The 14,355-nt window shown below is 75.4% G+C and carries 17 protein-coding genes; 6 read left to right on the top strand and 11 right to left on the bottom strand.

Annotated features, from left to right (window positions below):
- Genes UXQ13_RS19820 through UXQ13_RS19805 form a run of 4 tightly spaced genes read right to left on the bottom strand, consistent with a single transcriptional unit; the run spans nt 1 to nt 4,079 of the window.
- Complete coding sequence (locus UXQ13_RS19820; protein WP_336392828.1) at nt 1–720, bottom strand: mycothiol-dependent nitroreductase Rv2466c family protein; 720 nt, start codon at nt 718–720, stop codon at nt 1–3.
- Nucleotides 721–736: 16 nt separating this feature from the next.
- Complete coding sequence (locus UXQ13_RS19815; protein WP_225235076.1) at nt 737–1,438, bottom strand: hypothetical protein; 702 nt, start codon at nt 1,436–1,438, stop codon at nt 737–739.
- A 38-nt stretch (nt 1,439–1,476) separates the two neighbouring features.
- A complete protein-coding gene (locus tag UXQ13_RS19810) occupies nt 1,477–2,835 on the bottom strand; it encodes an NAD(P)/FAD-dependent oxidoreductase (RefSeq protein ID WP_225235075.1) in 1,359 nt (452 codons plus the stop codon).
- 59 nt (nt 2,836–2,894) lie between these two features.
- Entirely contained in the window at nt 2,895–4,079 is a 1,185-nt protein-coding gene (locus UXQ13_RS19805) for an MFS transporter (RefSeq protein WP_263639392.1), read from the bottom strand.
- Between the two features lie 131 nt (nt 4,080–4,210).
- On the opposite strand from UXQ13_RS19805, the gene UXQ13_RS19800 reads away from it, so the two are divergent.
- Nucleotides 4,211–4,924 (top strand): IclR family transcriptional regulator, encoded by a 714-nt coding sequence (locus UXQ13_RS19800; RefSeq protein WP_225235073.1) that lies wholly within the window; start codon nt 4,211–4,213, stop codon nt 4,922–4,924.
- Between the two features lie 35 nt (nt 4,925–4,959).
- Here UXQ13_RS19800 and UXQ13_RS19795 read toward each other — a convergent pair whose 3' ends face one another.
- Nucleotides 4,960–6,228 (bottom strand): MFS transporter, encoded by a 1,269-nt coding sequence (locus UXQ13_RS19795; RefSeq protein WP_225235072.1) that lies wholly within the window; start codon nt 6,226–6,228, stop codon nt 4,960–4,962.
- Nucleotides 6,229–6,400: 172 nt separating this feature from the next.
- On the opposite strand from UXQ13_RS19795, the gene UXQ13_RS19790 reads away from it, so the two are divergent.
- Complete coding sequence (locus UXQ13_RS19790) at nt 6,401–7,090, top strand: DAPG hydrolase family protein (protein ID WP_336392827.1); 690 nt, start codon at nt 6,401–6,403, stop codon at nt 7,088–7,090.
- Nucleotides 7,087–8,634, top strand: coding sequence for a bifunctional 3-(3-hydroxy-phenyl)propionate/3-hydroxycinnamic acid hydroxylase MhpA (gene mhpA / locus UXQ13_RS19785; protein ID WP_336392826.1), 1,548 nt, complete (start codon nt 7,087–7,089; stop codon nt 8,632–8,634). The genes UXQ13_RS19790 and mhpA overlap by 4 nt, the downstream gene beginning before the upstream one ends.
- A 91-nt stretch (nt 8,635–8,725) precedes the next feature.
- On the opposite strand, the gene UXQ13_RS19780 is transcribed toward mhpA, so the two are convergent.
- Nucleotides 8,726–9,208, bottom strand: coding sequence for a GNAT family N-acetyltransferase (locus UXQ13_RS19780; RefSeq protein ID WP_336392825.1), 483 nt, complete (start codon nt 9,206–9,208; stop codon nt 8,726–8,728).
- Entirely contained in the window at nt 9,205–10,422 is a 1,218-nt protein-coding gene (locus tag UXQ13_RS19775) for a saccharopine dehydrogenase family protein (RefSeq protein WP_336392824.1), read from the bottom strand. The genes UXQ13_RS19780 and UXQ13_RS19775 overlap by 4 nt, the downstream gene beginning before the upstream one ends.
- A 33-nt stretch (nt 10,423–10,455) precedes the next feature.
- Between UXQ13_RS19775 and UXQ13_RS19770 the strand changes: the two genes are divergently transcribed.
- The gene (locus tag UXQ13_RS19770; protein WP_336392823.1) at nt 10,456–11,016 is read left to right on the top strand and encodes an adenylyltransferase/cytidyltransferase family protein; all 561 of its coding nucleotides are present in this window, start codon (nt 10,456–10,458) and stop codon (nt 11,014–11,016) included.
- Nucleotides 11,013–11,855, top strand: a complete 843-nt coding sequence (locus UXQ13_RS19765; protein ID WP_336392822.1) for a deoxycytidylate deaminase — start codon at nt 11,013–11,015, stop codon at nt 11,853–11,855. The genes UXQ13_RS19770 and UXQ13_RS19765 overlap by 4 nt, the downstream gene beginning before the upstream one ends.
- On the opposite strand, the gene UXQ13_RS19760 is transcribed toward UXQ13_RS19765, so the two are convergent.
- From UXQ13_RS19760 to UXQ13_RS19745, 4 genes are read right to left on the bottom strand one after another with little or no spacing between them, the layout of a single operon-like run.
- Nucleotides 11,839–12,270 carry an HIT family protein gene (locus tag UXQ13_RS19760; RefSeq protein WP_225235067.1) on the bottom strand — a complete coding sequence of 144 codons (432 nt, stop codon included), beginning with the start codon at nt 12,268–12,270 and terminating at the stop codon, nt 11,839–11,841. The genes UXQ13_RS19765 and UXQ13_RS19760 overlap by 17 nt on opposite strands.
- Nucleotides 12,263–12,796, bottom strand: coding sequence for a dihydrofolate reductase (locus tag UXQ13_RS19755; RefSeq protein WP_336392821.1), 534 nt, complete (start codon nt 12,794–12,796; stop codon nt 12,263–12,265). Before UXQ13_RS19755 ends, UXQ13_RS19760 begins: the two co-directional genes overlap by 8 nt.
- Nucleotides 12,793–13,701: a thymidylate synthase gene (thyA, locus tag UXQ13_RS19750; protein ID WP_225235065.1), complete on the bottom strand. Its 909-nt coding sequence runs from the start codon at nt 13,699–13,701 to the stop codon at nt 12,793–12,795. The genes UXQ13_RS19755 and thyA overlap by 4 nt, the downstream gene beginning before the upstream one ends.
- A 32-nt stretch (nt 13,702–13,733) precedes the next feature.
- Nucleotides 13,734–13,940 carry a helix-turn-helix domain-containing protein gene (locus UXQ13_RS19745; protein WP_336392820.1) on the bottom strand — a complete coding sequence of 69 codons (207 nt, stop codon included), beginning with the start codon at nt 13,938–13,940 and terminating at the stop codon, nt 13,734–13,736.
- Here UXQ13_RS19745 and UXQ13_RS19740 point away from each other — a divergent pair.
- Nucleotides 13,930–14,085, top strand: a complete 156-nt coding sequence (locus UXQ13_RS19740) for a hypothetical protein (protein WP_336392819.1) — start codon at nt 13,930–13,932, stop codon at nt 14,083–14,085. The genes UXQ13_RS19745 and UXQ13_RS19740 overlap by 11 nt on opposite strands.
- Nucleotides 14,086–14,355: the final 270 nt, after the last annotated feature.

Here is a 14,355-nt window from a genome sequence, read left to right as displayed (position 1 = left end):
TCACCGCTTCTGCCGCCTGCTCCCGCCGTGCCAGTCCTCGGTCTGGCCGACCTCGCCGGGCTCCACGCCGAAGCTGCGCAGCTGGGGGCGCTCGCGCAGCGACCGCTTGAGCTCGGTGAAGCCCGGGAACGCGGCCAGCCCCACCACGTGGTCCCACAGCGCGACGGCGTCCTCGGGCGCGGGCAGGCGGCTGATCACCGGCCCGAAGAAGGCCAGCCCGTCCGGCGGGCCGAACTGCAGGATGGGGGTGCCGACGTCCTTGCCGGCCAGCGCCAGCGCCTCGTCGGTCTCGGCCTGGATGCGTGCGTCGAGGGCCTCGTCGTCCAGCGCATCGGCGAGCCCGGCCGGGAGACCGAGGTCGGCGAGCACCGGATCGAGGAATTCCCGGGTGCCGCGCCGGTCGTGGCCCGGGGTGCCGCCGGTGGGCTCGGCGTCGTGGATGCCGGTGCCGACCGCCGTGTAGAACGCGCCGACGCGGGCGTCCCCGTGCTCGTCGCGGACCCGCGCCGCGACGCGCAGCAGCCGCAGGCCGGCGGTGTGCCCGGCCTCGTACTCGGGCGGGAACTGGTTGGCGTAGTCGACGTGGGCGTTGAGCAGCCGCAGCGAGATGAACCGCCACTGCACGCTGTACTCCCGTTGCCGCGCGACCTCCTCGACCCAGCGGCTGGTGAGCCAGGCGAAGGGGCAGACCGGGTCGAACCAGAAGCGGAGGTCGGTCACCGGTCCAGTGTCGCGGTCAGGGCAGCGAGACGCAGACCGCGTCGGGGTCGTCGGCGCACAGGGCCCCGACGACCGGGGTCTGCGGGGTGAACGGCACGTCGCCGCCGGAGTGCGTGCGCAGGTGGTCGATGCGGATCTCCAGGGTGCTGAACACCTCGGGCCGCCCGGCCGGTGTCGCCGGGGTGACCGCGTCCTGCAGCACCACGTAGGCGGTGGCCCGGCCGGAGTTGCCGTGCGACCAGAACGTGTCGGTCAGCGCGAACGCCGGGTCGCCCTGGCAGTAGGGCTCGGCGGCGCCGTCGAAGAACACCCCGATCGGGCCGATGTCGGACGGGGTGGCCGCGGTCGTCTCCACGGTCAGGTGCCCGGCGAGGTCGTCGCCGTCCACCTGGACCTCCAGCGGCACGTACTGCAGCGCCGGGAAGTCGACCGGGCACTCCGCCGACCAGCCCGGCATCGGCGGCACCAGCCCGGTCTGGGTGCGCCCCCGCGTGACGGTCAGCTCGTCGGACCCGGCCGCCCCGCCCAGCGGCGCCCGGACGACCAGGACGGGGTCGGCCGGGGCCGAGGCCGTCGTGGTCGTCGGGGACGCGACGGGGTCGGGGGCGACGTCGACCGACGTCGTCGCCGGCTGCTGGCCGAGGGCCGCCCCGACGCCGCAGCCGCTGGTGGCGGCCAGCACGAGGCTGCACGCCACCAGTCGCCGGGCCGTCCGCACGCCAGCAGACTGCCACGCCGGCCGCAGCCGGCGGGGTGTCAGCGCCTGAGGTGCGCCTGCGACTGCTGGGCGGTGCTGACCAGGGCCTGGTCCGGACGGATCCGGGTGACCTCGACCGACTGGGCCGGCAGCAGCGCGGCGAGCAGCCAGTCGCTGCCCACCCGCACCCGGTTGGCCATCGAGGGCAGCGCGTAGAGGTGGTAGCCGCGGGCGACGGCCTTGGCCAGCGGGCCGTGCAGCTTGATGCCCAGCGGCTTGGCGATCGCGTCCCACCCACCGAGGTCGGCCACCAGGCCGAGGTCGCGGTGCCGGTAGGGCTTGGCCCGCCCGAAGCCCAGGCTGGCGGCGACGTTGCGGCCCAGCGCGGTGCCCTGCCGCTGCGCGTGCTGCGCGGTGGGCGGGGTGACCGGCGTGCCCTCGTCCCCGCGGCGCGCCAGGTCCGGGACGGCGGCGGCGTCGCCACCGGCGAACACGCCGTCGGCACCGGGCACGGACAGGTCGGCCTCGACCACCAGCCGGCCCTTCTGCAGCGGCCGGTCCAGCGTGGCGACCAGCGGGCTGGCGGCGACGCCGGCGCCCCAGATCAGCGTGCGGCTGGGGATCGTGGAGCCGTCGGTCAGCTCGGTCTCGCCCTCGCGGGCCTCCTTGACCGTCACGCCGAGGCGGACGTCGATGCCGCGCCGGCGCAGGGCACCCAGCGCCTTCTCCCCCAGCTCCGGGCCGAGCTCGGGCAGCACGCTCTCGGCCAGGTCGATCAGCACCCAGCGGACGTCAGCCGGGTCGACCCGGGACCAGCGGGCGGCGATGGTACCCAGCCAGTACTGCAGCTGGGCGACGATCTCGGTGCCGGTGTAGCCGGCGCCCACCGCGACGACGGTCAGCCGGGCGCGGCGCTCGGCATCGTGCTCGGGCCCGGCCGGCAGCGCGTCGGCCCGGTCGAGCTGGCGGAGCAGGTGGTCGCGGAGGAACTGGGCCTCGACCAGCGTCTTCACCCCGTGCGCGCGCTCGGCCACCCCGGGGATGTCGAACTGCCGGGTGATCGAGCCGGGCACCAGGACCAGCCGGTCGTAGTGCAGCTCGAGCTCGCCGTCGGTGGCGCCGCCGTCGTCGGTGGTCCGGACGCTGACCGTGCGGGTCGCGGTGTCCACGGCGGTGGCGCTGCCCAGCACCACCCGGGTGCGCCGCAGCTGCTGGCGCAGGGACACCGCGATGTGCCGCGGCTCCACCACGCCGGCGCTGACGTCGGGCAGCAGCGGGCTGTAGAGCAGGTAGTCGCTGGGGTTGACCAGCACGAGCTCCGCGGCGTCGGCGGGCAGGGTCTTCTCCAGCGTGCGCAGTGCGTGGTAGCCGGCGAACCCTCCCCCGACGACGACGACCACCGGGCGGGACTGGCTCATGGGGACTCCTCGACGTGCGTGGGCGGGGCACCCCGACTCCTGCCCGTCGGCCCCTGCCGTCAACCCGTCTGCTCGGTCACCCCGGCGGCCAGGCGGCGGTCGGTGAGCTGGGAGGCCGTCAGCGCGCCGGCCAGGGCGAGCACCGCGGCGGCGCCCCAGAACACCGCCGGCAGGCCGGCCGCCGCGGCGACGACCCCGCCCAGCGCCGCCCCGACCGGGTTGATCCCCCAGGTGGCGAACCGGTACGCGCTGCTGACCCGGCCCTGCAGCTCGTCGGGGACGACGGACTGCCGGTAGCTCACCGACACCACGTTGAACGCGAAGGCGGCCAGCCCGACGACCCCGAGCAGGACCCCGGCCACCACGGCGTCGCTGGTCAGCGCCAGCCCGACGTCGGCCAGCACGGTCGCCACCACGGTGGCCGCGATGACCGTCCCGGTGCCGACCCGGCGCTCCACCCGGGGCGCGCCCGCGGCGCCGACGACCCCGCCGACGGCGACCGAGGTCAGCAGCAGGCCGTAGGACGACGGCGCCAGGTCCAGCCGCTCCAGCGAGTACAGCACCAGGATGCTCACCGTGGCCGTCTCGGTCAGGTTCCAGGCGGTCAGCAGCAGGACCAGCGACCGCAGCTGCCGGTGCGACCGCAGCCAGCGGACGCCGTCCCCGATTTCGCGGCCCAGGCCGCGGCCGGTCGGCGCCGGGGCGCGGAAGCGGGTCCGCACGGCCAGCACCAGCGCCGCCGAGCCGAGGAAGGACAGCGCGTCCACGGCGAACGGCGACCAGGACGCCGAGGTGAACAGCCAGCTGCCCACCGGCGGCCCCACGAACAGCCCGGCCATGACCGTGCCGACGTACAGCCGGCTGTTGGCCGCCGACAGCAGCGGCCGCGGCACCAACGACGGCAGCGCGGCCTGGGCGGAGCTGTCGAACAGGGTGCCGACCGCGGCGGCGGCGAAGGCGACCGCGCACAGCAGCGCCAGCCCGGCCGCGCCGGCGAGCACCGCTCCGGCCAGCCCGGCGAACAGGACGGCGCAGGCCAGGTCGCACAGCCACATCGTCCGGCGGCGGTCCCACCGGTCGGCCAGCGCACCGGTGTGCAGCGACAGCAGCAGCCACGGCAACCCCGCGCAGACGGTCACCAGCGCGACCTGCCGGGGATCGCGGGTGATCGAGGCCGCCAGCAGCGGCGTCGCCGCGCCGGCCACCCCGCCGCCGAGCCGGGAGACCACCGAGGCCGACCACAACCGTCAGAAGTCCCCGCTCAACCGCTCGGTCCCCGCACCGTCGGGCATGGGCGCGTCCTCCCGTCGGGTTCCCGGCCGTGCCGACCGTAGTGGCCCGTCGGGTCGGCTTCCCCGTGGCAGGCTGCGCAGCCATGACCGACCTGGGCCGTGCGACGCGGGTGCTGGACGCGCTGGCCGAGAGCCGGGGGCCGCTGACCGTCACCGACCTGACCACCCGCACCGCGCTGCCCCGGTCGACCGTGCACCGGGTGCTGCAGGGGCTGGAGCGGGAGCTCTACGTCGTCCGGGTGCCCGACCGTCCCGGGTGGGTGCTCGGCCCGGGGCTGCTGAAGTTCGGCATGAACGCCCACCTGCGGCTGCTGTCGGCCAACCGGGCGGCGCTGGCGGGCCTGGCCCGGGAGGTCGCCGAGAACGTCGAGCTGGCCGTCTTCAGCGGCCGGGAGGTGGTGGTGGTCGACCAGATCGCCTCCCCCGAGCGGCTGCGCGGGGTGACCAAGGTGGGCCGCTCGTTCTCCCTGCACGCCAGCTGCATCGGCCTGGCGCTGCTGGCCCAGCTGCCCGACGAGCGGGTCACCGAGCTGCTGCCGCCGGTGCTGGAGCGGTTCACCGAGCACACCGTCACCGACCACGCCGCGGTGCTCGCCGAGCTGGCCGAGGTCCGCCGCACCGGGATCGCGGTCGACGAGGAGGAGCACGACCTGGGCATCTGCGCGGTGGCCACCGGGCTCACCGGTCCGACCGGGGCGCTGCAGGCCGTGGCCGTCGTCGTCCCCACCCAGCGGTTCCGGGCCAAGCTGCCGGCCGCCGTGGAGGGTCTGCGCCGGATCAACCCGCGCGTGCGCTGAGCCCGGGCCGCCGCGGCGGCCCGGGCTCAGCACGGTCAGGCCGGGACGAGCGGCGGCGCGTCGGCGACGGGCACCCGGAAGGTGGCCGCGGTGGACCGCCGGTCGGCCACCCACAGGGCGACGACCGCGGCCAGGCAGACCGCGGCGGCCACGGCGAAGGTGGAGAACACCCCGCGGGCCCCGCCGGCGGCGATGGCCGCCCCGCCCAGCGCCGGGCCGAGGAAGGCACCGATGAACGAGGTGCCGTTGGACCAGCCCAGCGCCGCGGCCCGGGCGGGCAGCGGGTAGATGTCCGATGTTGTGGTGTGCACCAGGTTCATCGTCGAGTGCCCGCCGATGCCCATCAGCGCCACCGCGACGACCACGCCGGGCAGGGACACCGGCAGCAGGAGCACCGCGACCAGGCCGACGAGGGTGCAGGCGCTGGTGACCACGGCGACGGCGGCCGAGCCGCGCCGGTCGGCCGCCGTCGCGGTGGCGAAGGACCCCAGCACGGCCGCCGCGGTGAGCACGAAGGCCAGCAGCAGGGCGGTGGTCAGCGAGAAGCCCAGGTCGACCATCGACTGGGCGGCCCAGACGTTGAGCCCCTGCCAGGCCACCATGTTGGCCACCGCGCAGGCGGCGATCACCACGGCGACGACCGCGCCGCGGCCGGCGAACAGGACCCGCAGCTTGTCCGCGCCCGACCACGACCGGTCGGCCAGGTCCTGCGGGGTGTCGGTGGGCAGGGTCATCGCCACGACGGCGACCAGGATGGCCAGGGCCAGCCCGGCACCGGCGACGAACATCGGCCGCCAGCCGAACGCCGGCAGCACCGGGATCGCCAGCAGCGCCGCGACCACCCCGCCCAGCGGGATGCCGGCCATCGTGATCGTGACGACCAGCGAGCCGCGCTGCGGCGGTGCGCTGTTGCGGGCCACCGTCATCGCGGTGGTCAGCGCGCCGCCGACGCCCAGGCCGGTGAGGAACCGGGCGGCGGCCAGCATCCCGCCGCTGGTCGACAGCCCGGTGAGCAGCGCGCCGAGGGCGAAGACCCCGATGGCCAGCAGCAGCACCCGCTTGCGCCCGGCCCGCTGGGCCAGCACCGGTGCGAGCAGCGCGCCGACGATCGCGCCGATGTAGACCAGCCCGCCGATCAGGCCGATCTGCTGGTCGGTGATGCCCAGTCCGGCGTCGGCGACCAGCAGCGGCACCACCGAGCCGAAGACGATGAGGTTGTAGCCCTCGATCACGGTGATGACCATGCACAGCGCGATGACCGCAGGCTGCGCCCGGTGGGCGGCCGCGGGACGGGGAGGGGACATGGGTGCTCCTGGCTGGTCGGCGCCGCATCGGTGCGGCAGGTGGCGGCCATCGTGGGGAGCGGCCGCGGACGACGGAACAGCACCGTCCCGGTTTCCGGGACGGAAGTCGTGACGCGAGCCACACGGTCGGGTGGACTGCGCCGGACACGCCGTCGACGAGGAGGAGCCCAGGGTGGAACTGCACGAGGTCGGGTCCCTGCTGGAACCCGCACCGCTGCCGCTGGAGACGGGGTGGGAGCGGCTGGCCTCCGGGGCGCTGCACGTCGCCGTCCGCACCGACCTGCACGGCTGCACCGGCGAGATGCTCGAGTGGTGGTTCCGCTGGCGCTGCACCACCCGGGAGTACGTGTGGTGGCACCCGGTGGACCACGTGTCCAGCACCTGGCAGGGCACGCTGGCACCGGACACCCACATCGGCAGCGAGCACGTCGTCCGCGAGTTCTTCTCCGGCCTGCCCGACCAGGACCTGGTCATCCAGTTCCGCGACCCGGCCGAGTTCTTCGAGCCCGACGCGTACGGGAAGGCGCGGGAGTCCGGTGCGGTCACCGGGGCGGTGGTGGGGCGGCTCGGGCTGACCCACGAGCCCCCGCGGCTGGCCGACGGCCGGGTGCTCGGCGGCCGGCTGCTGCACATCGCCCGGGACACCGGGTGGGGCGCCGCGCTGCGCAGCCACTTCTTCGTCGGCCTGGACCTCCCCGACCAGGGGCTGTCCCCCGAGGAGGTCGCCGCGCAGACGCCCGAGGAGTTCGGCCGGGCGCTGCTGCAGCACGCCTACGACGAGTTCACCTTCCTGTCCCGCTTCCTGCCCGCGCTCTTCGTCGCCGAGCACCGCGACACCCGCCCCCCGCGGAACCCGTGGTGAGCGCGCTGTCCGCCGAGGTGGCGGTGGTCGGCTTCGGGCCGGTGGGCAAGCTGCTGGCGATCCAGCTGGGCCGCCGCGGCCACGACGTCGTCGTCGTCGACCGGCAGGAGGCCGGCTACCCGCTCCCCCGGGCGGTGACCCACGACAGCGAGTTCGCCCGGGTGCTGCAGTCGGTCGGCCTGGCCCCGGACACGATCCCCGAGGTCACCGAGCCCTACGACGACCGCTACGTCTGGCGCAACGGCGAGGGGCGCACGCTGGTCGAGGTCGACTGGACCGGGCACGGTGAGTCGGGCTGGTTCAACACCTATTTCTTCCACCAGCCCTCGCTGGAGGACGCGCTGGACCGGGTGGTCGCCGGGCTGCCCACGGTCCGGGTGCTGCGCGGGCAGGAGGCCGTCGCCCTCGACCAGGACGACGACGGGGTCACCCTCACCCTGCGGGACACCGCCGGGGCCACCCGCCCGCTGCGGGCCGGCTGGGTCGTCGGTGCCGACGGCGCGAACAGCCGGGTGCGCCGCTGGGCGGGCCTGGACTGGCAGGACGAGGGCTACTTCCACGACTGGCTGGTCGTCGACGTCCGGCCGCAGCCGCACCTGCGGTTCCCGCACGTGGCCGAGCAGACCTGCGACGTCGCCCGGCCGGCCACGATGGTGCCCGGCGGACCGGGACGGCGGCGGTGGGAGTTCATGCGGCTGCCGCACGAGACCCGCGAGCAGCTCGACCGCACCGAGTCCGCCTGGGAGCTGCTCGCCTCGTTCGGGCTGGGCCCCGCCGACGCCGAGCTGGAGCGGCACTCGGTGTACACCTTCCAGGCCGGCTGGGCGACGCGGTGGCGGGCCGGGCGGGTGCTGCTGGCCGGGGACGCCGCGCACCTGATGCCGCCCTTCGCCGGTCAAGGCCTGGGCGCCGGGGTGCGCGATGCGGCCAACCTGGCCTGGAAGCTCTCCGCGGTGCTGCGCGGCGTGGCCGGCGACGAGCTGCTGGACGGCTACGGCACCGAGCGGCTGCCGCACGTGCAGACCTTCGTCCGGTTCTCGGTCGAGCTGGGTCAGGTCATCTGCATCTCCGACCCGGCCGAGGCCGCCGCGCGGGACGCCCGGATGACCGCGGCCTGGGACGCCGGCATGGCACCGCCGGCTCCCCCGCGGCCGGCGCTGGGTCCTGGCGCGCACACCGGTCCAGCCGGCGGCACGCTGTCGCGGCAGGGCCGGGTCCGGGTGGGCGGTGGACCGGCGACCCTGCTGGACGACGTCCTCGGCGGGCCCGGCGTGCTCCTGGCCCGCGACGCCGGCGCGCTCGGCTCCGTCGACGCCGCGCCGCTGGCCGACCTCGGCATCCGGCTCGCCGCCCTCGGCGGCGCCGCGCCCGGGGTGCTCACCGTGGACGACGTCGAGGGCAGCTACGCTGGCTGGTTCGACCAGCTCGGCGTCGACGTCGTGCTGGTGCGCCCCGACGGCTGGCTCTACGGGGCCGGCGACGACGCCGCGGCGCTGGCCGACGGGCTGCTGGCCGCGGTCCGCAGCCCGGCGCCGGTGGGCTGATCGCTGCACCATCGCGGCGGTTGATCATCGTCAGCTGCAGGTCGGACACGCCCACGCCCGGCGGGTCCCGGCTGCGGCTGACGATGATCATCTAGAGGCGGCGCCCCATCGCGGCGCGGCGGCCGTACCGGTCCAGGCCGAGGTCGACCTCGTGCGCGCGCAGGAGCGCCAGCCCCGGGGTGAGGTCGGTCAGCTCGACGAAGCCGTGCCGGGCGTAGAACGGCCCGTTCCACGGCACGTCGGCGTAGGTGCACAGCGTCACCCGGTCCGCGCCGTGCTCCCGGGCCTGCTCGACCGCGGCCTCGACCAGCGCGCCGCCGATGCCCTGCCGGCCGTGCGCGGGGTCCACCGACAGCTGCTCCAGGTGGACGGCGCCGTCCACGAGCTCCAGGACGGCGAACCCGCGCGGCGGACGGCCCTCCACCAACAGCCGCCAGGCCGCGGCGCGCTGCTCGGGCGGGGCCGGCGGCGGGAAGTCGGTCATGCCGAGCGGGACGAAGAGCTGGTCGGCCGCGGACTCCACGGCGGCCAGCAGCGGCAGGTCCTCGGGTTCGACCGGCCGGACGTCGGTCACAGCTCGGTGACCTCGTAGGTGTGCCCGGCTGCGCGCAGCCGGTCGACCAGCACGGTGCCCAGCGCCGTCGCCGGGGTCAGCGAGCCGGCCCGGTCGGGCAGGTCGTCCAGCGCGAGGGACAGCCCGGCCTCGCCGAGCATGACCGCGGTGGCGGCGTACCCGGGGTCGCCCGGACCCGCGGCGACCGAGCGGTAGCGCCGGCCGGACTCCGTCGTCCCGGTGGTGACCATCCGGAAGAACCCGCGGGCGCGGGTGGCGGCGTCCGGGCCCTCGCCCGGTGCCGGCAGCACCTTGTCCAGCAGCGCCGCGGTCGGCCCGAAGCTCATCCCGGCCAGGACGCCGGCCAGCCCGCCGGTGACGACGCCGGCGGCCACCGCGCCGCCGATCCCGCCGCCGGTGGCCATCACCTCGCCGTAGGAGAAGTCCCGGCCGTAGGCCCAGTCCTGCAGGGCGTTGCTGCGCCGCACCACCCGGGTGTTGAACGGGGCCATGACGAAGGGGGCGGCCCAGCGGCCGTCGGCGGTGCGGGTGGGCGGGGTGGCGTCCCGCGGCTGCCGGGTGGCCGGCTCCGCGGCCCGGTCAGGGCTCAGCGCGTAGGGGTGGCCGGCGATCCGGCGCAGCTCGGGGCGCTCCTTGATGGCTGCGACCTGGGCGCGCATCGAGTCGATGGTGCCGCCGCTGAACCCGCCCTTGGCGGTGGCGACGGTCTGCACGTCGGTCAGCCCGCCGGCGCCGTCCGCGGCGGCCCGGCGGGCCAGCTCGGCGACGGCGAGGTCCGAGGGGACGGAGTCGAAGCCGCAGGCGTGCACGATGCGGGCGCCGGTCTCCCGGGCGGTCGCGTCGGCGGCGTCGATCGCGTCCCGGACGAAGAGCACCTCGCCGGTCAGGTCGGCGTAGTGCGTGCCGGCCCGGGCGCAGGCCACGACCAGCGGCAGGCCGTAGCGGGCGTAGGGGCCGACGGTGGTGACGACGGCGCGGGCGCTGGCAGCGAGCTCGGCCAGCGCCGCGGGGTCGGCCGAGTCGGCGGTGAGCACCGGCCAGCTGCGGCCCCGCCCCGGCAGGTCGGCCCGGACCAGCTCGACCTTGGCCCGGGTGCGCCCGGCCAACGCGATCCGGGCACCCTCGGGTGCGTGCTCGGCCAGGTAGCCGGCGACCAGCTTCCCGACGAACCCGCTGGCCCCGAACAGGACGAGATCGTGCGCGCGCTCGCTCATGGGCCCATCCTCGCCGACGGGTAGCCTCCCCGCGTGACCGGGAACCCCGAACCGGGCCGCCTCTACAGCGACCTGTTCCAGGACGCGTCGCACTTCGAGGAACGGTTCGTCGACGACCTCGAGCGGCTGGCCGCCATGAGCTCGGCGCTGAAGACCCTCGGCCTACGGGTGGTGCTGACCAGCGGCTCCTTCGACATGATCCACGAGGGCCACAGCCGGTACCTGGAGCACGCCCGGTCCCTCGGCGGGTTCCTCATCGTCGGGGTGGACAGCGACGCCAAGGTCCGCCGGCGCAAGGGGCCCAGCCGGCCCGCCGTCCCGGAGATGGAGCGGCTGCGGATGGTGACCCACCAGCGCGGGGTCGGCATCGTCACCCTCAAGCACGTCGAGCACGAGCAGTGGGCGCTGATCAAGGCCGTGCGCCCCGGCGTGCTGGTGGCCACGGCGGACACCTACACCGCCGAGGAAGTCGCCCGGCTGGAGGCCGAGTACTGCGACCGGGTGGTGGTGCTGGACCGGATGTCGACAGTCAGCACGTCGGCCCGGCTGCGCCTGATCCACCTGGACAACGCGGCGAACTCCTCGGACGAATGAAGCAGGTCCTGCTGTACGCCCCGATCTACCACGCGGGGCACCGCCGGCTGTTCGCCGAGCACGCCGACGCCGCCGAGGTGCTGCTGCTCGGCGAGGGGTTCGCCGAGCAGTTCCCGGCCATGCGCAAGGAGATCCGCGGGCTGGACGCCGCGACGATCGCCCGGCTGGTCGGGCTGGAGCACGGGCTGACCACCCGGGTGGTGCAGCCGGCCGACCTGCCCGGTGCGCTCACCGGCGACGTCGTGGTGGTCCCGGACGAGGCGGTGACCCGGGCGCTGGCCGAGCAGCACCCCGCCGTCCCGTGGCGGTTCGAGCGGACCTTCCTGCGGTGGGACCGGCCCTGGGCCACCGAGGAGCGCCCGGTCGGCTCGACGGCCGCCGCCACCGCCGACCCGGTGCACGTCGCGCTGATGCAGCAGACCGTCGCGGCCGGGGACAGGTCGTCGGACTGGTGGCGGCAGGTCGGCGCGCTGGCTGCCCGGGACGGCAAGGTGCTGGCGACGGCGCACAACCGGCACCAGCCGACCGAGTACGCGCCCTACGTCTCCGGCGACCCGCGCAACGAGTTCTCCCGGGGGCTGCGGGCGGACCTGTCGACGGCGATCCACGCCGAGGCGTCGCTGGTCGGCCAGGCCGCGGCCGGCGCCTTCGACACCGCCGGCGCCGACCTCTACGTGTCGGCGTTCCCGTGCCCGGCGTGCGCGTACCTGGTCGCCGAGGCCCGGTTCGCCCGCTGCTTCTTCCGGGGGTCCTACGCCGTGCTGGACGCCGAGCAGATCCTGGCCGGCGCCGGGGTCGAGCTGGTCTGGGTGGACCTGGGCGTCACCGGGCCGAGCTGAACCGCATCCGCAGCGGGCGCTCGCCGTCGGGGACCAGCACGTGCAGGTGGGCGTGCGCGATGGTGCCGCCGGTGCCCTCGCACGGGCCGTTGCGCATGCCCAGCCCGTAGGGACCCCGGTCCTCGCCGCGGACGGTGCGCAGGACGGTCCAGAGGTCGGCGCGGGCGGCGTCGTCCAGGTCCAGGACGTCGGTGACGTGCCGGCGCGGCACCAGCAGCAGGTGCTGCGCGGCGCCGCTGTACGGGAAGTCGTTGTGCAGGGCCCGCCAGTGCGCGGTCTCGGTGACCACCTGGCCGCCACCGGCCTCGCTGCCGGCGTCCGCGCAGAACAGGCAGACGCCGCGGGCCTCCAGGTCGGCCATCCGGGCGACCTGCTCGGCGGTCCGGGCGTTGGCCGGGCAGTACAGGTCAGCCACGGGTCAGCGTCTGGAACGTGACGTCGGCGCCGGAGCTGGTGGCGAGGTCGCGGCTGTCGACGACGGTGAACCCGTCGAGCCAGCCCTCGGGCATCAAGGTGTCGCCGCCGGGGGTCAGGTGCACCCGGGTGAGGTGCACGGTGCCCACCTGCGGCAGCGCCTGGGCGTAGACCCGCGCACCCCCGATGACGACGACCCCGGGCTGCGGGGCGCCGGCCGACAGCTGCGCGGCGGTGGCCAGGGCGGTGCCCAGGTCGGCGACGGTGGTGGCCGCACCGGCGGTGAACGCCGTCGGGCCGCCGGGGGGCGTCGAGCCGCTGACCACGACGGTGTGCCGGCCGGGCAGTGGCTGGCCCAGGCGGGCGGTGATCGACTCGTGGGTGCGGCGACCGGCGACCAGGACGTGGCCGGTGGTCAGCTCGCGGAACCGGCGGAGGTCCTCGCTGATGTGCCAGGGCAGGGCGTCGGCGTCGCCGATCACCCCGTCGTCGGCGACCGCCACGACCAGCGACAGGCCACCGCTCACGACGCCACCGGGATGCCGCGGATCGAGGGGTGCGGCTCGTAGTCGGCCAGCGCGAAGTGGGTGGCCCGGAAGTCGTGGATGTCGGTGACCTGCCGGCCCTCCTCGGTGAGGGTCAGGGTCGGCAGCCGACGCGGCTCGCGGGCCAGCATCTCGTGGACGGCGTCGAGCTGGTCCACGTAGATGTGCGCGTCGCTCATCGTGTGGTGGAAGGTGCCGGGCCGGGTGCCGGTCAGCTGCGCGAGCATCAGGGTGAGCGCGGCGTACTGGATCATGTTCGCCGGCACCCCGACCGGGACGTCGGCCGACCGCTGGAACATGTGCAGGTGCAGGGTGCCGTTGAGCACCCGGACGTGCACCCAGCCGTGGCAGGGCGCGATCGTCGTCCCGGGGGTCTTGCCCTCGCCGCGCACCTGGTACTGCGGGATCCACGGCGAGACGAAGTGGGTGCGCAGCTCGGGCAGCTCGCGGACCTGCTCGACCAGGTGGGTGAACTGGTCCATCGGCTGGCGGCCGGGCGGGGCCGGGAAGTCGTGGAAGGCGCCGCCGTAGGAGCCGGGCCCGAGGTCGCCGTCGGGCAGGCCGCGCTTGCGGGTCTTCTCCGGGGTCGCCCAGGCGTCCCACCAGTCGCAGCCGAACGCGGCCAGCTCCTCGATGGTGGTGGCGCCGTTGATGAACGCGGCGAGCTCGCCGATCGCCTTGGGCCAGAAGCCCTTGATGCTGCGCTCGGTGATCACCGGGAAGCCGTTGCGCAGCGGGTACCGGGTGGTCTGCTGCATCAGGGTGAGGGCCTCGACGCCCTGCCGGGTCGCCGTCCGCTCCCCCTCGGCCACGATCGCGCGCAGCACGTCGGCGTACTGGGTGTCCGGGGTGCGCTCGGCGAACGGCAGGTACAGGTCGTCGATCACCCGCACAGCGTTCCACGTCCCCGGCGGCTCCCCTACGACCGGCTGCCGCCCGCCCGGGCCGCCCGGCGCAGGTGCAGGGCCAGCTGCAGCCGCAGCCGCCCGGCGGGGTCCCGCAGGTCCCAGCCCAGCAGCTGCTCGGCGTGCTGGAGACGGTCCTGCAGGGTCGCGCTCGCCGACGCCGAGGCCGCCGGGCAGGCTCCCCCGCTGGGCCCGTTCCGCACCTTCCAGGTGCCGATCACCGACCTGGCCGACCTGACCGGGCTGGACCTGGCACCGGCGACGGCCGCGGACCGGTTCCGCGCGCTCACCCCGGCCGCCGACGTGGAGCCGGGCCCGTCCGCGCGGTGGCGGCTGCTGACCCGGTACGCCGACATCGCGCTGTAGGACGACGACGGCGCCCCCGGTCCCGCACGGAGCGGGACCGGGGGCGCCGGTCGATCAGGTGGTGATCGTGTGAACCATCAGGTTTTAAAAGCGCAGCTCAGAAGGCACATTGCAGGCAGTTTCGACTCACCGATCACCCTGCAGTCGGCGTAGTTCTCACCGGCAGCAGCTGGTGAGAAGCCCCGTCGAACGTTAAACCTTGAGCCCCCGACGCCCTAGGGCGTGTCTCCAAAGACTCTGGTCCAGATGGTGATGGCTCGTAGGACGGCG

This window comes from Klenkia terrae (assembly GCF_037083865.1).
Taxonomy (GTDB): Bacteria; Actinomycetota; Actinomycetes; order Mycobacteriales; family Geodermatophilaceae; genus Klenkia; species Klenkia terrae.
This window is presented reverse-complemented; position numbering and strand designations above follow the sequence as displayed.